Below are 14,658 nucleotides of genomic sequence, written 5' to 3' on the forward strand. Positions count from 1 at the left end.
GATGTCATTCGCCTAACGCCGTTTCAATTGCGTGGCTCAGTGCCTTGGCGTCTGCGCGTGGCAACGGGATGTACTTGGCCGACATCACGTCACAAAGCGTACGAAGATCACGGTGTGGTCGTACGGATGTGTCGATCATCGCGCTTGGAATGTTCAACGCGCGAACATGCCGTGCCATCGCCTGTGCATCCTCGTTGGCAGCAGCGCGTCCCGTCTTGCCGGGTAATGGCACATTGGCGCGGCCATCGGTCAGGACGGCAATTGACGGTGACAGGCCTTGCGCACGGGCGCGTTGCGCCAATTCGGCGGCGGCCTTGAGGCCTGAGGCAAGTGGTGTTCCTCCACCGCCGGGCAGACCTGCCAGGCGGCGTTTGGTTTGCACAAGCGACCGGGTCGGCGACAGGATCAGTTCAGCACCTTCACCCCGAAACGCGATCAGCGCGACATGGTCCCGCCGCGCATACGCGTCAGCAAGCATGAGTTCGACCGCACCCTTCGCTTCGGACAAACGGGCAACCGCCGAAGACCCCGACGCATCGACAGCAAAGATCACCAGACGGTCCGAAACTTCTTGAAACACCTTAACGTGGATATCGGACGAACGAATAAGGACTCCTGTGCGCTCCGGGTTCTGTTTGCGGCGAATGGTCTGCCATGGCACGGCCGCGCGGAGCGTTGCGACAAGATCAATCCGGTTGCCACCATCCAGTCGCCCTGCCCGCGATGGCAAGGGACGCCCGCGCCGGTTGCCGCGCTTCTTCTGACCTGCGCCGCCGCTGCCTGTCGCGGATTTCACGCGACCGTTGCCTGCCAGCATGGCCAGAACATCGAACGGCAGAACCGCTTTGACAGCCTCGATCAACAAATCGTCCGGCAGTGTCAGTTCTGACTCATCCTGATCTGGGCTTTGGGTGTCCGGGGTATCGTCGGGATTGGCGTTATCCTCTGGCTCGTCCGTCTCTTCCTCAACCGGCATCTGCGTCGCGCGGTGGGCGTAGACCAGTTGAACAGCGATCTGGAGATCGTCCTCATTCACCGTTTTGCGGTTATTCAGAGCCGCATTGGCGCGCGCGGTTGCCAAGGCAATCAGCGGCGCGCGCAACGACAGAATACCGAACCTGACTGCGGCAACTGCCAGGGCGGCGGGCACATCCTCGGGGATTTCAATGTCCGCCAGATGCGCCCTTGCCTTGATGACGTCGGCTTGCGAAATGACCAGGTGCGCCAATTCGACGTGACGCAGCCCCTCCAGATCCACCCGAAATGCGAGCCGTTCGGTCAAGGTCGTTGGGGCGATTTCGTCATCTTCGGCCCCTTCATCCAGAAGGATCAGGGCGTGCCCGACACCTGAATCAAGGCTTTGTGCCAACCGTGCCGCAAGGCCGGGTTCGCAGCGTTCGGCCATCGTAAAGACCAGCGGTGTCGGCGTTTCAAGAAGACCTTGGGCATACGCTATCTTTCCGCGAGTGAGTGTTTCGCCAATATCAACGCCGCCAAACAATTGCAGGTCGGAGATCGACGGAGTGATGCGGCGCGCCTTGGGAAAAAGCGTCTTGATCGGGGCGCAGAACATGTCGCGCACCGGACCAGCCCGTGCACGCAGGTGAAGCCCCCCCAACCCGACCGGGTCGACCGCCAAAAGTGTCAGGGCCAGCTGGCCATGCACCTGAACGGTAGAGGGGTCTTCCTTCATGCAAAAACTTCCTCAACCGTGCGATTCACGCGGGTGGACGACCCTGCATCGTCCAGCGGATCGCGTCGCAAACGGTGACTGAGCGCCATGGATGCCACAGACCGAAGATGATCACGGGTTACGATTGGGCTTCCCCTATAGGCGGCCAAGGCCCGTGCTGCGCGCAACAGGGTGAGTTCACCGCGCAATCCGTCCGATCCGATGGCGACGCAAAGACCGGCGCAATCGCGCAACGTGTCATCCGGCGCATCAACGGTCTTGAGAGCATCGCGCGCGACCATGATGGCATCGCGGATCTTGCGATCTTCGACCGACCATTTTTCAACAAACGTATCCGGGTTGATGTCAAAAGCAGCGCGGCGACGGATCACTTCGACCCGTTCCTCGATGTCATTTGGTGAGCGGACTTCAACGGACAGGCCAAAGCGGTCAAGCAATTGCGGGCGCAGTTCGCCTTCTTCGGGATTGCCAGAGCCGACCAGCACAAATCGCGCATCGTGGCGGATCGACAGGCCTTCGCGTTCAATGACGTTTTCGCCGGACTGCGCCACGTCGAGAAGCAGGTCGACAAGGTGATCCTCAAGCAGGTTCACTTCGTCGATATAAAGATAGCCGCGGTTTGCCTTGGCCAGCAAACCGGGCTCAAACGCCTTTTCCCCACGGCTGAGCGCGCGTTCGATATCAAGCGCGCCGACCAGCCGGTCTTCGGTTGTGCCAAGCGGAAGATCAATCACTGGGGTAGGCACATTGATGATGGTACCGGCCACGGGATCAGCCCAATCCGGCATCTCGGCCTCGGAGGGCGCGTTGGTTGGGCTTCCCTCAAGTTTGGAAATCTCTGGCAAGAGAGCCGCCAGTGCACGGACAGCGGTGGATTTTCCGGTGCCACGATCCCCGAAGACAAGCACCCCGCCAATGCCGGGGTCAATCGCGGTCAGGATCATGGCGAGTTTCATCTGGTCCTGGCCGACAATGGCCGAGAAAGGAAAGGGATGTCTCATGCGGCGATATCCTTGAGAATGCGGGGGGATTTGCCCTCCCAGCTGCCGATCTCGTCGGCAACGCGAAAGCGGGCATAGAGCTCTTCGCGGAACCACTTGCCGTCACGCACGGCGCGAATGGCCTGAGCGTGGGGGCCGTTGTTGCGGGCAAATTGTGCCATGGATTGGGAATCCGGCCAGATCGAAAAGGTGATCTGTTGCAGCAGAGGAAGTTCCCCGATTCCGATCTTGAAAAGAACGTTCGGATCTTCGCCGATCACGTCGCTGATACCCGGCACACGTTTCCAGAATTGCGCGGCGACGCCAGGGCGAACGGTTGCGCGGGTGAGGGCGGCAATGGGGCCGGTTTGCGGGGGCGATTCTTCGATGAAGGGACTGCCCCCCGACCACGCACCGCGAGCGGAATAGGGGTTGAGGAACAGCGTCCAATGCTCGGACGCCTTGGCGCGGTAGCGCTGAAAGATGCCTTCCGACCCAAGAGCGGTGCGTGCGCGCTCCAGGTCGGGCCAGACCGTCAGGATGGCATAGACAGATGTGTTGGGGATCGGCGTAAAGCCTTCGCCCGTTCCAGATCCGCACAGCTTCCAGAACTGAATCCCGTCGATTCGAGGAAGCGAAAGCCGCGCGGCACCCATCATTGTCAGCGCCCAAAGCCGCGATAGCGGTGTGGCAAAGCGATAAAAGCTCAGGCTCACGGTCTGCATTTCGGTTCCCATAGTGTCAACTAAGTCTGACACATAATCACGAAACAGGAAAGATATTAAATAAATTGACGCGCCACTCCGGCAAAATATTGTAAAGTAAAGTTGACAGTATATCATGAGCCTATGATGACGAAACTTGATACCGCCCTTGCGGCACATTCCGACAAGCTTAACTCGGCGCATGCCGTGGTGATCGGTGCCGGGCTTGGAGGCTTGGCGTCGGCCATGCGATTGGGTGCGATGGGTTACCGTGTGACCGTGATCGACAAGCTTGATGTCCCCGGTGGGCGCGGGTCGTGCATCTGGAAAGATGGTCACCGGTTTGACCTGGGGCCGACGATCGTCACTGTGCCGCAGGTTTTCAAAGAGTTATGGGCCGCTTGCGGGCGGGATTTCCATGAAGAGGTCGATCTGAGACCCTTGGATCCCTTTTACGAAATCCGCTGGCCGGATGGATCGACATTCACCGCACGACAGGACACCGAAGCGATGCGCGAAGAAGTCAGGCGGTTGTCGCCCGGCGATGTTGCGGGCTACGACACGTTCCTGCGCGACAGCGAGGAACGCTATTGGTTCGGGTTCGAGGATCTGGGTCGTCGGTCGATGCACAAGCTGAGCGACCTGATTCGTGTGTTGCCGCGTTTCGCCATGCTGCGCGCCGATCGGTCAGTCTATACGCACGCTGCCAGGCGCGTCAAAGACGAGCGGTTGCGCATGGCGCTGTCGTTTCATCCGCTTTTTATCGGCGGTGATCCTTTCAACGTGACGTCGATGTATATCCTGGTGTCGCATCTCGAAAAGGAATTCGGCGTGCATTACGCGATGGGCGGTGTTGCCGCGATTGCGGAAAACATGGCGAAGATCATCGGCGAACAGGGTGGAACCCTGCGGATGGAGACCGAGGTTGACGAGATCCTCGTCAAGAACGGATGCGCACGCGGGGTAAAGCTTGCGTCCGGGGAAGTTCTTACCGCCGACATCGTCGTGTCGAATGCGGATGCCGGATTTACCTATGACCACCTGTTGCGCAACCAGCCGCGCAAACGCTGGACGCCGAAAAAGCTGAAATCACGGCGTTGGTCGATGGGGCTCTACGTCTGGTACTTTGGAACCAAGGGCACGCAGGACAAGTGGAAAGATGTGGGGCACCACACCATCCTTAACGGTCCGCGCTACAAGGAACTGGTGCGCGACATCTTCAAGGGCGGCAAGGTTCCAGAGGATTACTCGCTTTACGTCCACCGCCCCACGGTGACAGATCCAAGTGCCGCACCTGAAGGGGATGACACGTTTTATGTGCTCAGCCCTGTTCCGCATCTTGGCCATACTGATGCAGCAAACTGGAAACAGCTTGAGCACGAATATCGTGCGCGTCTGACCAAAACGCTGGAAGACCAGTTGTTGCCGGGGTTTTCGGGCCGTATCACGGCAAGTGAAGTGTTCACGCCGGAGACGTTCAAGGACAGGTATCTGTCGCCGCATGGTTCGGGTTTTTCGATCGAGCCGCGTATCCTGCAAAGCGCCTGGTTCCGGCCGCACAATGTCAGTGAGGAACTGAAGGGTCTGTTTCTGACCGGTGCAGGCACCCACCCCGGCGCGGGTTTACCCGGAGTGATTTCATCAGCCGAGGTGCTGGAACAACTGGTTCCCGATCCCGCTACGGTGCGCGGATGACCTGTTACGAAACGGATATGGAGGCCTGCCGCGAGGCGATCCGGCATGGATCCCTGTCGTTTCACATGGCGTCCCGGTTGCTGCCTGCATCGGTGCGCGATCCGTCGTTGGCGCTTTACGCGTTCTGCCGTCTGGCGGACGACGCCGTGGATTTGCAGCAGCAAAAAGCCGCCGCTGTCCTGCGGCTTCAGGACAGGCTGGACCGGATTTACGACGGTCGGCCAGACAATGCTGCCGCCGATCGGGCCTTTGCGCGTGTGGTCGAAGACTTCGACATGCCGCGTGCTTTGCCGGACGCCCTATTGGAAGGTCTGGCCTGGGACGCGATGGGCCGCCGCTATGAAACCCTTTCAGAGCTGTTTGACTATTCAGCGCGGGTGGCATCCGCAGTTGGCGTGATGATGTGTGTTCTGATGCGAGTTCGCGACCCGAACGCACTTGCCCGTGCCTGTGATCTTGGCGTTGCCATGCAACTGACCAATATCGCGCGGGACATTGGTGAGGATGCGTTGGAGGGGCGGATTTACCTGCCGCTCGAGTGGCTGGACGAAGCTGGACTGAATCCGGATCAGTTTCTTGACAACCCCAAGGCGACCAAGGCCATTCGGCAAATGACACGGCGACTGGTGATGCAAGCCAACCGTCTCTATATGCGGTCCGAAGCCGGTGTAGCGGGTCTACCGGTGTCCTCTCGCCCAGGGATCTACGCAGCGCGGTTCATATATGCCGGGATCGGTGGGCAGGTGCAGCGAAGCGGGTACGATTCGATTTCTTCCCGTGCACGCACGTCGAGACCGCAAAAGCTTGGTTGGTTGGCCGTGTCGGCGGCAAGAGCGGCAATGACGGTGGTCATGCCGAAATCCGCTGTGCTTTATGCGCGCAGCTTGCCGGAAACCATGTTCCTGGTAAACGCCGCTGGCCGTGAAAATGAACGCAGGTCACGGTCTGATGCCATATTCGAGGCGTTGTCACAGGCCGCACAACGCGAGAGAGACCAACAAAACGCCTTGAATGGAGCGCAAGGGCGGCTTACCTGACGTAAATGTTTTGGGTCTTGTTCGGCATCTTTTTGGCTGCATGTTTGGCAGCAGGGTCGACCGGTGGGTTATTCTCGCCAGGTCCTTGGTATCGCAACCTCAACAAACCCTCGTGGACGCCGCCTGACTGGGTCTTCCCGGCTGTCTGGACAACGCTCTACTTGTGTATGGCAACGGCTGGTGCCCGCGTGGCGCTGTTGCCGGACAATGGGCTTGCGATGGCGTTCTGGTCCTTGCAGGTCGCGTTGAACGGACTTTGGACTCCGGTGTTTTTCGGGTTGAAGCGGATCAAGTTGGGAATGGCGGTTCTGTCAGCGCTCTGGCTGTCTGTTGCCGCGACGCTGTGGGCGCTTTGGCAAGTGGACGCAATTGCGGGGCTCTTGTTTGTGCCTTACCTCGTCTGGGTGTCCATCGCGGGCGCATTGAATGCAAGCGTCTGGAGGCTGAATCCCCGCGAAGCGAAAGAGTCTGGCGAGTTAACGTGACAACACCGCGCGAGGATATCGAAACGGTTCTCGAACCCGGAATGGTAATCAGCATTGAGCCGACGGTGACCTTCGCCCGCGATCAGCACGGTGCCAGTGGCAGTCGTGAACTCGACATCCTGATTATCACTGAAACGGCAACGCCGACATCACGGGCGACCTCTATAGCCTGAATGTCAACGTCGTCGGTTGATGTGCTGACCTGGGATCAGCGCGACAACTTGCAGGGGCAGGCTTTGATGCGATCAGGCAGGTTCTGTAAGTAGGTTGTTCTTGGACGTCCGGCAAACGCCTGTCTTTTGTGGGGCGCCGCTGACATAGACCTGTTCAATCGAGCGATCGTCGCCCATCATTTGTAGCACGAACAACTCCTCTGCGACGTTCCTGGCCCGCTCCATGCGCAGCGCCATCGCTTCCGTTGCCCTTGCATTCAGGATCACGAGATCCGCCTCGGTTCCGGGGTCGAGCGTTCCGATCCTGTTTTCCAGCCCAAGCAGACAGGCATTGCCGCGCGTAGCCCAGTGAAAGGTTTGCAGCGGATGCAGGGTTTGACCCTGCAATTGCAAGATCTTGTAACCGTCGTTCATCGTCTGCAGCATTGAATAGCTTGTTCCTGCGCCGACATCGGTGGCGATGCCATTTGCAATGCCGCGACGGCGCAGGCCCGCATTGTCGAACAATCCGCTGCCCAGAAAGAGGTTGGATGTGGGGCAGAAGACCGGATGTGCGCCAGTCTCGGTCAGCGCGTCGATCTCGCGCGGTTCAAGGTGGATTGCATGGCCAAGAAGGGTTTTTTCGCCCAGCAGTCCATAAGACTGGTAGACATCCAGATAGTCGCGCGCCTGCGGATAAAGTTCTTTGGTAAAGGCGATTTCGTCGCGGTTCTCTGACAGATGCGTCTGGATGTGGCAGTCCGGATTCTCGGATACGAGCGCTTGCGCCATCTCCATTTGCTCGGGTGACGACGTGATGGCGAAGCGGGGCGAGATGACATAGCCATTGCGTCCACGACCGTGCCAGTCGGCAATCAGCGCCTTGGTCTCATCATAGCCGGATTGAGGCGTATCACGCAGCGCATCGGGCGCATTGCGGTCCATCAGAACCTTGCCACCCAGCATCCGCATGTTGCGTCGGGTCGCTTCGGAAAAGAAGGCATCTGCCGAGGTTTTATGAACTGAACAGAAAGCAACGGCGGTGGTCGTGCCATGCGCTGTGAGCTGGTCGAAAAACGCGCGTGCCATCGTCTGGCAGTGTGTCTCTGACGCGAAACGGGTTTCTTCGGGGAAGGTGTAGTTGTTCAGCCAGTCCAACAGTTGCGCACCCCAGGAAGCGATCACCTGCACTTGCGGAAAGTGGATATGGGTGTCGATGAACCCGGCCATCATCAGATGCGGCCGGTGATCTGTGACTGGCGTGTCGGGGGCTTTGGCCCACAAGGTCGCGAACGGGCCGGTGTCCCGAATGATCCCGTCCGCAATCAGCACCGCGCCGTCGTCGAGATAGGTATAGGCATCGAGGTCATCGCCGGACTGCGGTTCGCGATGAAAGGTCAGCAGGCGGCCACGGAGTAGGGTCTGTGTCATGGGTGTCTCGGGTGTTGTGCGGTTGCGGAAGATCGGGGCGGCACGATGGCCGCCCGGATATGGTCAGGCTCTTTGGGCTGGTGTGTCGTCGTCGATGAGATCAGGTTCATCGGGGATAATGATGCGATGCTCCAAATCCTCTTTCGGTGCGAACATCGGATAGAGGTAAAGGAAAGCACCCACGATCAGGTAGCCTATGGTGATGCCGTCAAACTGCGGCAGCTGAAGCGTGTAGGAATGGATGATCCCAACGGATGACATCAGGGACGCGGCGACCGCAAAGCCACCTGCGGTCTTGAAGCGCCCGTCGATCACGTCGGCCACGATGGCACCCCAGATCAGGCCGGTGATGATTGCGCCTTGGCTGAGGGCGAGGTGACCCTCGTAATGCGCACCTTCCATCAGCAGGGCCGCGGTCAGGTTGTCGTTTCCAAGTGCGGGCAGTCCTTCGACCCCCGAAGATCGAAGCGCGTTCATCAAAGAGCCCCACTTCACCATCAGGAAGGCCGAGATATGCGGCAGGATTGCAAAGGACACAGCGGCCATGTGCATCGGCTTCACGGCCCAGGCCGTGTTGGTGATGAGGCTGACAGACACGAATACGAGCACAGGCGCTGCAGCGGCAATCGGGATAAGACCCGCCAGAAATGACAGGAACCCGAGAAATGCAGCAGCGGCGATGACGACGGCAACGCCGACGATATACCCGGCATGGGCATCCAGACGCTTGTACGCGGGGTGGCCGATGTACACGGTCGTCGGAAAGGGCGAGCCAAAGAGTGCGCCCAGCATCGTTCCGGCGCCGTCGGTAACCTGGCACAGACCCACCGGATAGTGATCGCCTGCCGCTTCGGCGGACTCTACGTTGTTCATGGTCTCGATGAAATTATAGATCTGGACCGGGATCAGGACGAGGAACAATTCCGGATTCGCGAGCAGGTACTGAATACCGGCAATCAGGTCGCCGACATAAGGAACCGGTGGATAAAACCCGATGCCACTGACGTCGATTTCCGACTCCCCAAGCACCAGAGCGATCAAGGTTCCGGCTGCAATGGCAACCAGACCCGCAGGAACATTGCCCGGCAAACGAAAGCGCCCGATCAGCCCCCAAAGGATGAACAGAAGCGACGTGAAGCCGATCAACGGATGTTCAAAGATTTCGGCCAGGGGCACAGCGCCGATGAAGACAAGCGCGATGCCGCACAGCGTGCCCAACATACCTGCGCGCGGCGTAATGCGCTTGAGGAATGGCCCGATGATAGCGCCAAGCGCGGCGACGATACCGCCGACAAATCCAGCGCCGATGCCCACCTGCCAAGCCAGGAGCGGATCGTTGGTGGCCCAGTAAATCGGGCCAATCACGCCGAACAGGTAGACGAACATCACAGGTGTCGAGATGCCGTAGGGCAGGGCGGTTACATCCTTGCCCTGCTTGTTGGCAGCCCATTTCGCAAGGTAGGTGTAGACGGCGACACCTGCCAGAATGGCGATTGCTGCGCCGGGAACGATGCGTCCGAAGACAATTTCTGCAGGCATCTGGAAAACGAACTGACACACGCCAGACAAGATCAACAGGTTCACAAGGTTATCAGTAAAAAGCGCCCAGAATGCGCTGAAGTCGCTGCGGCTAAACAGCTTGTAATTGTAGGTCCTCCCGTCCATGACGGTCTCCTCCTCTGATGGGGCTGGATCTCTGGCGGGTCAGGCCAGTCTCCCTTCCAACCCCGGTTGAATGCCCGAAATGGGCGTCTTGAGTGTCTCGCTAGAGGCGGTCGCGGCAGTTTCAGAGGTCAATACAGCCATCACCTCGGCCACAACGAAGGCCGCGATGACGCTGGGCCGCTTGTCGCGGCTACCGCTTGCCCCGATAGGGCAATTCAAATGTTCGATGGTTTGGCCGCCACAGTGTCTGTGCGTCCAGCTTTTCAATTTTGCACGTTTTGTGGCTGACCCAATCATGCCGACATACGCGGCGTCACCCCGTTCCAGCGCGGCGGAGGCCAGCAGGAAGTCGAGCGCATGATCGTGCGTCAATAAGATAAAGGCGCTGCGAGCAGGCGCGTTCCAAATGTCTGCTTCGGGCAGAACGCTGACGCGTGTTTCCACTTTGGCAGTATTCAGCGCGATTTCCTCAGGCCGGGTGTCCATCAGCACGCAATTCACCGGCATGTGCTGGAAGAGGCTGGCCAGTGCACGGCCAACGTGACCAGCACCAAGAACATAGACATGAGGCAAAGCAGCATCGTTCTGCCGGGCGCGATCCTGTGCTACGCGCTTGTCCGACGCGCGCATCCGGGTCAGTCGCATCTCGATCCGGCCACCGCAGCACTGGCCGATTTCCGGGCCAAGTGGTATGTCCATGTCGCGTTGCAAGGCCCCGTCGCGCAGCATGTCTCGCGCGGCGTCGATGGCGAGGTATTCCAACTGTCCGCCGCCGATAGTGCCCCAAAGCGCGTTCGGGGCCACGAACATCTCGGTGCCTTCATTGCGCGGAGATGACCCGCGCACACGGGTCAGCGCAATTTTTATCACCGAGGCGTGCGCCGCAAGGAAGTCGGATAGTGAAGACGTGGAGAGAGACATGGATCAGCCCCCTGCCTTCAGTCGCGCCACCGCCATCAGGACGCGCTCGGGCGTGGCCGGAGCGTCAAGCCGTGGGCATTCGCGGTAATCTGCAACCGAGGCGACCGCCATGGACAGCGCCTCGAACACCGAGATGCCAAGCATGAATGGCGGTTCACCGACGGCCTTCGAGCGTTTGATGGTGAGCTCCCGGTTTTCGGACCAGTCGGCAAGATTCACGTTGAAAATGCGAGGGCGGTCTGAAGCGAGCGGGATCTTGTAGGTCGATGGTGCATGGGTGCGCAGGCGCCCGGCATCGTCCCACCAAAGTTCCTCGGTGGTGAGCCAGCCCATGCCCTGAATGAAGGCCCCTTCGACCTGACCCTTGTCCAGAACCGGGTTCAGCGAGCGACCGACATCATGCAGGATATCAGTCCGTTCGACCCGGTATTCGCCGGAGAGCGTATCAATGATGGCCTCAGAGCAGGCCGCACCATAGGCGTAGTAGTAAAATGGCCGTCCCTGACCCTTGGCCCGATCCCAATGGATCTTCGGGGTTTTATAGAACCCAGCCGCCGAAAGCTGCACGCGGGCAAGGTACGCCTTCTTGACGAAGGCTTCGAAACTTAGCGTGTCCTTGCCGATATGCACTTGATTGGCATGAAAGACGACCTCTGCGGGATCAACGCCCCAGTTCGTCGCAGCAAACTCGACCAGCCGGGCTTTGATCTGTTCCACAGCGTTGAGCGCCGCCATACCGTTCAGGTCAGTGCCGCTTGATGCTGCGGTGGCCGAGGTGTTGGGAACCTTCTCGGTGGTGGTTTTGGTGATCTTGATGCGTTCGAAATCAACCTGAAACGCTTCGGCGACCACTTGCGCCACCTTGGTATTCAACCCTTGGCCCATTTCCGTACCGCCGTGATTCAGGTGAATGGACCCGTCATTATAGACGTGCACCAAGGCACCCGCCTGATTGTACCAGGTCGCGGTGAAGGATATGCCGAATTTGACCGGAGTCAGAGCGATGCCTTTCTTCAGAATCGGCGACGTCCTGTTGAAGTCGATGATCTCGGCACGACGCTGGCGATAGTCTGATGTTTCTTCCAACTCACTCACCAGGCGGTCGAGGATGTTGTCCTCCACCTCCTGATGATACGGCGTCAGGGTGCGGTCTTCGCCACCGTAGAAATTCGCCTTGCGCACATCCAGCGGATCCTGTCCGGTGGCATAGGCGATTTCCTCGATCATGCGTTCGGCGGCAATGACACCTTGCGGGCCGCCAAAACCGCGAAAGGCGGTGTTGGAGACGGTGTTGGTCTTCATTGGATGGCTGTTGAGCCGCACATTGGGGTAAAAATACGCATTGTCGGCGTGAAACAGCGCACGGTCAGTCACCGGGCCAGAAAGATCGGCAGAGAATCCGCAGCGCGCTGCAAAGCTGGCGTCGAGCGCCTGAATCCGACCCGCATCGTCGAACGCGACGTCGTAGTCGATGACGAAGTCATGCCGTTTGCCTGTCGCCGTCATATCCTGATCGCGATCGGGACGGATTTTGACCGCACGGTTCCACTTTTTCGCCGCCATTGCAGCAACTGCGCAAAACAGGTTCATCTGGCTTTCCTTGCCACCGAACCCGCCGCCCATGCGGCGCACGTTCACCACCACGGCGTTCGATGGTACGCCAAGCACATGGGCGACCATATGCTGTGCTTCGGACGGGTGTTGGGTTGAGCAATGGACGATCACATCGTCATCTTCGCCGGGGATGGCAAAGGCGATATGCCCTTCGAGGTACATGTGATCCTGACCGCCGACAGTCATACGTCCCTGGATGCGGTTGGGCGCGTTTTTCAACACGGGGTCAACATTGCCACGCTCAAGCTTCAGCGGTGCGGTCACATAGCCATAGCCAGCCTCTTGCGCCGCAATAGGGTCCAGCGCGTGCGGCAGCGCGTCGTAGTCGATCCTGGCTTTTTCTGCCGCACGCCGGGCAATATCCCGGGTTTCTGCAACAACCGCAAAGAGCGGTTGACCGTAGAACTGGATCAGGTCAGTTGGAAAAACTGGTTCGTCATTCAGCCCGGTGGGGCTGATGTCGTTCACGCCGGGAACATCTTCAGCTGTCAGAACCCCGATCACTCCGGGCGTGGCCAGAACGTCCGTATAGTCAATACCCGGCAATTTCGCGTGCGCTACGGTCGACACCCCGAGATAGGCGTGCAACGTGCCCTCGGGCATGGCGATGTCATCGGTGTAATCTGCACGACCGGTGACATGCTTTGTGGCGCTGTCATGGATGCGGTCGGTATGTGCCGCGCCGGTGATGGAAACAGTGTCTTTCATGTTGCGTGCCCTTTCCTAAGCGATGGCGAGTTGAACGGGCGCGTCGGTCTGGCCGTCCTGTTCAAGAAAGAAGCGCCGCAGCAGATTTTGTGCGGAAAGCATCCGGTATTCCGAAGATGCGCGCCAATCGGTGAGAGGTTGGAAATCGTCGATCAAAGCCTTTGCTGCGGCTTCAAAGCTGTCATGTGACCAGGGCTGACCGTTCAGCGCAGCTTCTGCCTTGCTTGCCCGCTTTGGTGTCGCGGCCATTCCACCGAATGCGATACGTGCATTGCCAATCAGGTCATCCGTCACGGTCATATGGATGCCGACCGCAACTGACGAGATATCTTCGTCTCGCCGCTTGGAGATCTTGTAGGCGGCGTTACGGTCATTGGGACCGGGCAGCGGGACTTGAATGCTTTCGACAAATTCGCCCGCGGCGCGGTTCTGTTTGCCGTAGTCGATGAAGTAGTCCTGCAAAGCCAGCGTCCGGCGGTCACGACCGCGCCGCAGCGTGATCTCTGCCCCCAGAGCGATCAGGACCGGAGGCGTATCCCCGATGGGCGATCCGTTGGCGATGTTTCCGCCAACGGTTCCCAGATTTCGCACCTGCCACCCTGCGATGCGACCCCAATAAGAGGTCAGGTGTGGCAAGTGCTCAGACAGGGTGGACTGACAATCGGTGTAGCTTGCGCCAGCACCGATCAAGAGGAGGTCTCCCTGTCGTTTGACAGTCTTGAGTTCATTGAGGTGACCGATATAGATCGCCGGTCCGATGTTGCGAAGGAATTTCGTGACCCAGAGACCGACATCAGTCGCACCGGAGATGATCGTGGCGTCCGGCCATTCCAGCAGGCAGGCGGCAAGATCATCGACATTGGACGGAAGGATACTCAGGTTGTCCTGCGGACCAGTGACGATGCGTGTCTCGTGCTGCAGCGCGCGCAGGCGTGCCGTCATCGTGTCACGTTCAGTATTCAGATGATCCGCTGCAGGCGTGCCGTAGCGTGACACGGCAACGGCGGCCTTGATGATCGGCTCATATCCGGTGCAGCGACACAGGTTCCCTTGCAACGCGGTTTCAACTTGCGTGACGGTGGGTTCGGGAACCTGCATCCAGAGCGCATAGAGGGACATGACAAAGCCCGGTGTGCAAAAGCCACACTGGCTTCCATGATGCTCCACCATCGCCTCTTGTACTGGATGCAGCCGTCCATTTGGTCCGGACAGATGCTCGACCGTGACCACATGGCATCCCTGCACAGATGCAAGAAACCGGATGCAGGCGTTCACCGGTTCGTAGACCAGACCTGCGCAGGTCTGGCGACCGACCAGCACGGTACACGCGCCGCAATCCCCTTCTGCGCAGCCTTCCTTGGTTCCGGTCAGACGCCGTTCCAGACGCAGAAAGTCGAGTAATGTCTGGTTTGCCCCGACATTTTCGACAGAAACATCTTTGCCGTTGAGAATGAAGTGAATGGTCATGGTGTCCTCCCCATGCGCGGTCCGGGCGCTTGATCTAAGGGAAACCATAGGAGCAAATATTCAGATCGAAAATCATCGTAAACGGCAAATTCTTTCAACAATATGT

General features: G+C 59.0%; 11 protein-coding genes and 1 pseudogene. 4 read left to right on the forward strand and 8 right to left on the reverse strand.

Translation table 11 applies throughout. From position 1 onward, the window contains the following. Positions 1 to 4 precede the first annotated feature (4 nt). From ACTIEN_RS08930 to crtA, 3 genes are read right to left on the reverse strand one after another with little or no spacing between them, the layout of a single operon-like run. The gene (locus ACTIEN_RS08930; RefSeq protein WP_439522779.1) at positions 5 to 1,693 is read right to left on the reverse strand and encodes a magnesium chelatase subunit D; all 1,689 of its coding nucleotides are present in this window, start codon (positions 1,691 to 1,693) and stop codon (positions 5 to 7) included. Continuing rightward, on the reverse strand, positions 1,690 to 2,694 hold the full coding sequence (gene bchI, locus ACTIEN_RS08935) for a magnesium chelatase ATPase subunit I (protein ID WP_439522780.1): 1,005 nt from the start codon (positions 2,692 to 2,694) through the stop codon (positions 1,690 to 1,692). The genes ACTIEN_RS08930 and bchI overlap by 4 nt, the downstream gene beginning before the upstream one ends. Continuing rightward, positions 2,691 to 3,398, reverse strand: coding sequence for a spheroidene monooxygenase (gene crtA, locus ACTIEN_RS08940; RefSeq protein WP_439522781.1), 708 nt, complete (start codon positions 3,396 to 3,398; stop codon positions 2,691 to 2,693). The genes bchI and crtA overlap by 4 nt, the downstream gene beginning before the upstream one ends. A 123-nt stretch (positions 3,399 to 3,521) precedes the next feature. Here crtA and ACTIEN_RS08945 point away from each other — a divergent pair, with 123 nt between their 5' ends. The 4 genes and pseudogenes from ACTIEN_RS08945 to ACTIEN_RS08960 form a co-directional block, all read left to right on the forward strand. Beyond that, positions 3,522 to 5,072, forward strand: a complete 1,551-nt coding sequence (locus tag ACTIEN_RS08945; protein ID WP_439522782.1) for a phytoene desaturase — start codon at positions 3,522 to 3,524, stop codon at positions 5,070 to 5,072. Beyond that, positions 5,069 to 6,109, forward strand: a complete 1,041-nt coding sequence (gene crtB / locus ACTIEN_RS08950; protein WP_439522783.1) for a 15-cis-phytoene synthase — start codon at positions 5,069 to 5,071, stop codon at positions 6,107 to 6,109. The genes ACTIEN_RS08945 and crtB overlap by 4 nt, the downstream gene beginning before the upstream one ends. 5 nt (positions 6,110 to 6,114) lie before the next feature. Continuing rightward, positions 6,115 to 6,594, forward strand: a complete 480-nt coding sequence (gene tspO, locus ACTIEN_RS08955; protein ID WP_439522784.1) for a tryptophan-rich sensory protein TspO — start codon at positions 6,115 to 6,117, stop codon at positions 6,592 to 6,594. An 8-nt stretch (positions 6,595 to 6,602) separates the two neighbouring features. Further along, positions 6,603 to 6,787, forward strand: a pseudogene (locus tag ACTIEN_RS08960) (creatininase); the annotation flags it as partial. A 52-nt stretch (positions 6,788 to 6,839) separates the two neighbouring features. Here ACTIEN_RS08960 and guaD read toward each other — a convergent pair. The 5 genes from guaD to xdhA form a co-directional block, all read right to left on the reverse strand. Further along, the gene (gene guaD / locus ACTIEN_RS08965; protein WP_439522785.1) at positions 6,840 to 8,177 is read right to left on the reverse strand and encodes a guanine deaminase; all 1,338 of its coding nucleotides are present in this window, start codon (positions 8,175 to 8,177) and stop codon (positions 6,840 to 6,842) included. Positions 8,178 to 8,240: 63 nt separating this feature from the next. Next, positions 8,241 to 9,842, reverse strand: coding sequence for a xanthine/uracil/vitamin C permease (locus tag ACTIEN_RS08970; protein ID WP_439522786.1), 1,602 nt, complete (start codon positions 9,840 to 9,842; stop codon positions 8,241 to 8,243). A 39-nt stretch (positions 9,843 to 9,881) separates the two neighbouring features. Further along, entirely contained in the window at positions 9,882 to 10,763 is an 882-nt protein-coding gene (gene xdhC / locus ACTIEN_RS08975; protein WP_439522787.1) for a xanthine dehydrogenase accessory protein XdhC, read from the reverse strand. A gap of 3 nt (positions 10,764 to 10,766) precedes the next feature. Continuing rightward, on the reverse strand, positions 10,767 to 13,085 hold the full coding sequence (gene xdhB, locus ACTIEN_RS08980; protein WP_439522788.1) for a xanthine dehydrogenase molybdopterin binding subunit: 2,319 nt from the start codon (positions 13,083 to 13,085) through the stop codon (positions 10,767 to 10,769). A gap of 15 nt (positions 13,086 to 13,100) precedes the next feature. Then, positions 13,101 to 14,552 (reverse strand): xanthine dehydrogenase small subunit, encoded by a 1,452-nt coding sequence (xdhA, locus tag ACTIEN_RS08985; RefSeq protein WP_439522789.1) that lies wholly within the window; start codon positions 14,550 to 14,552, stop codon positions 13,101 to 13,103. Positions 14,553 to 14,658: the final 106 nt, after the last annotated feature.

The organism is Marivita sp., from assembly GCF_051859345.1.
In the GTDB taxonomy this organism is placed as follows: domain Bacteria; phylum Pseudomonadota; class Alphaproteobacteria; order Rhodobacterales; family Rhodobacteraceae; genus Marivita.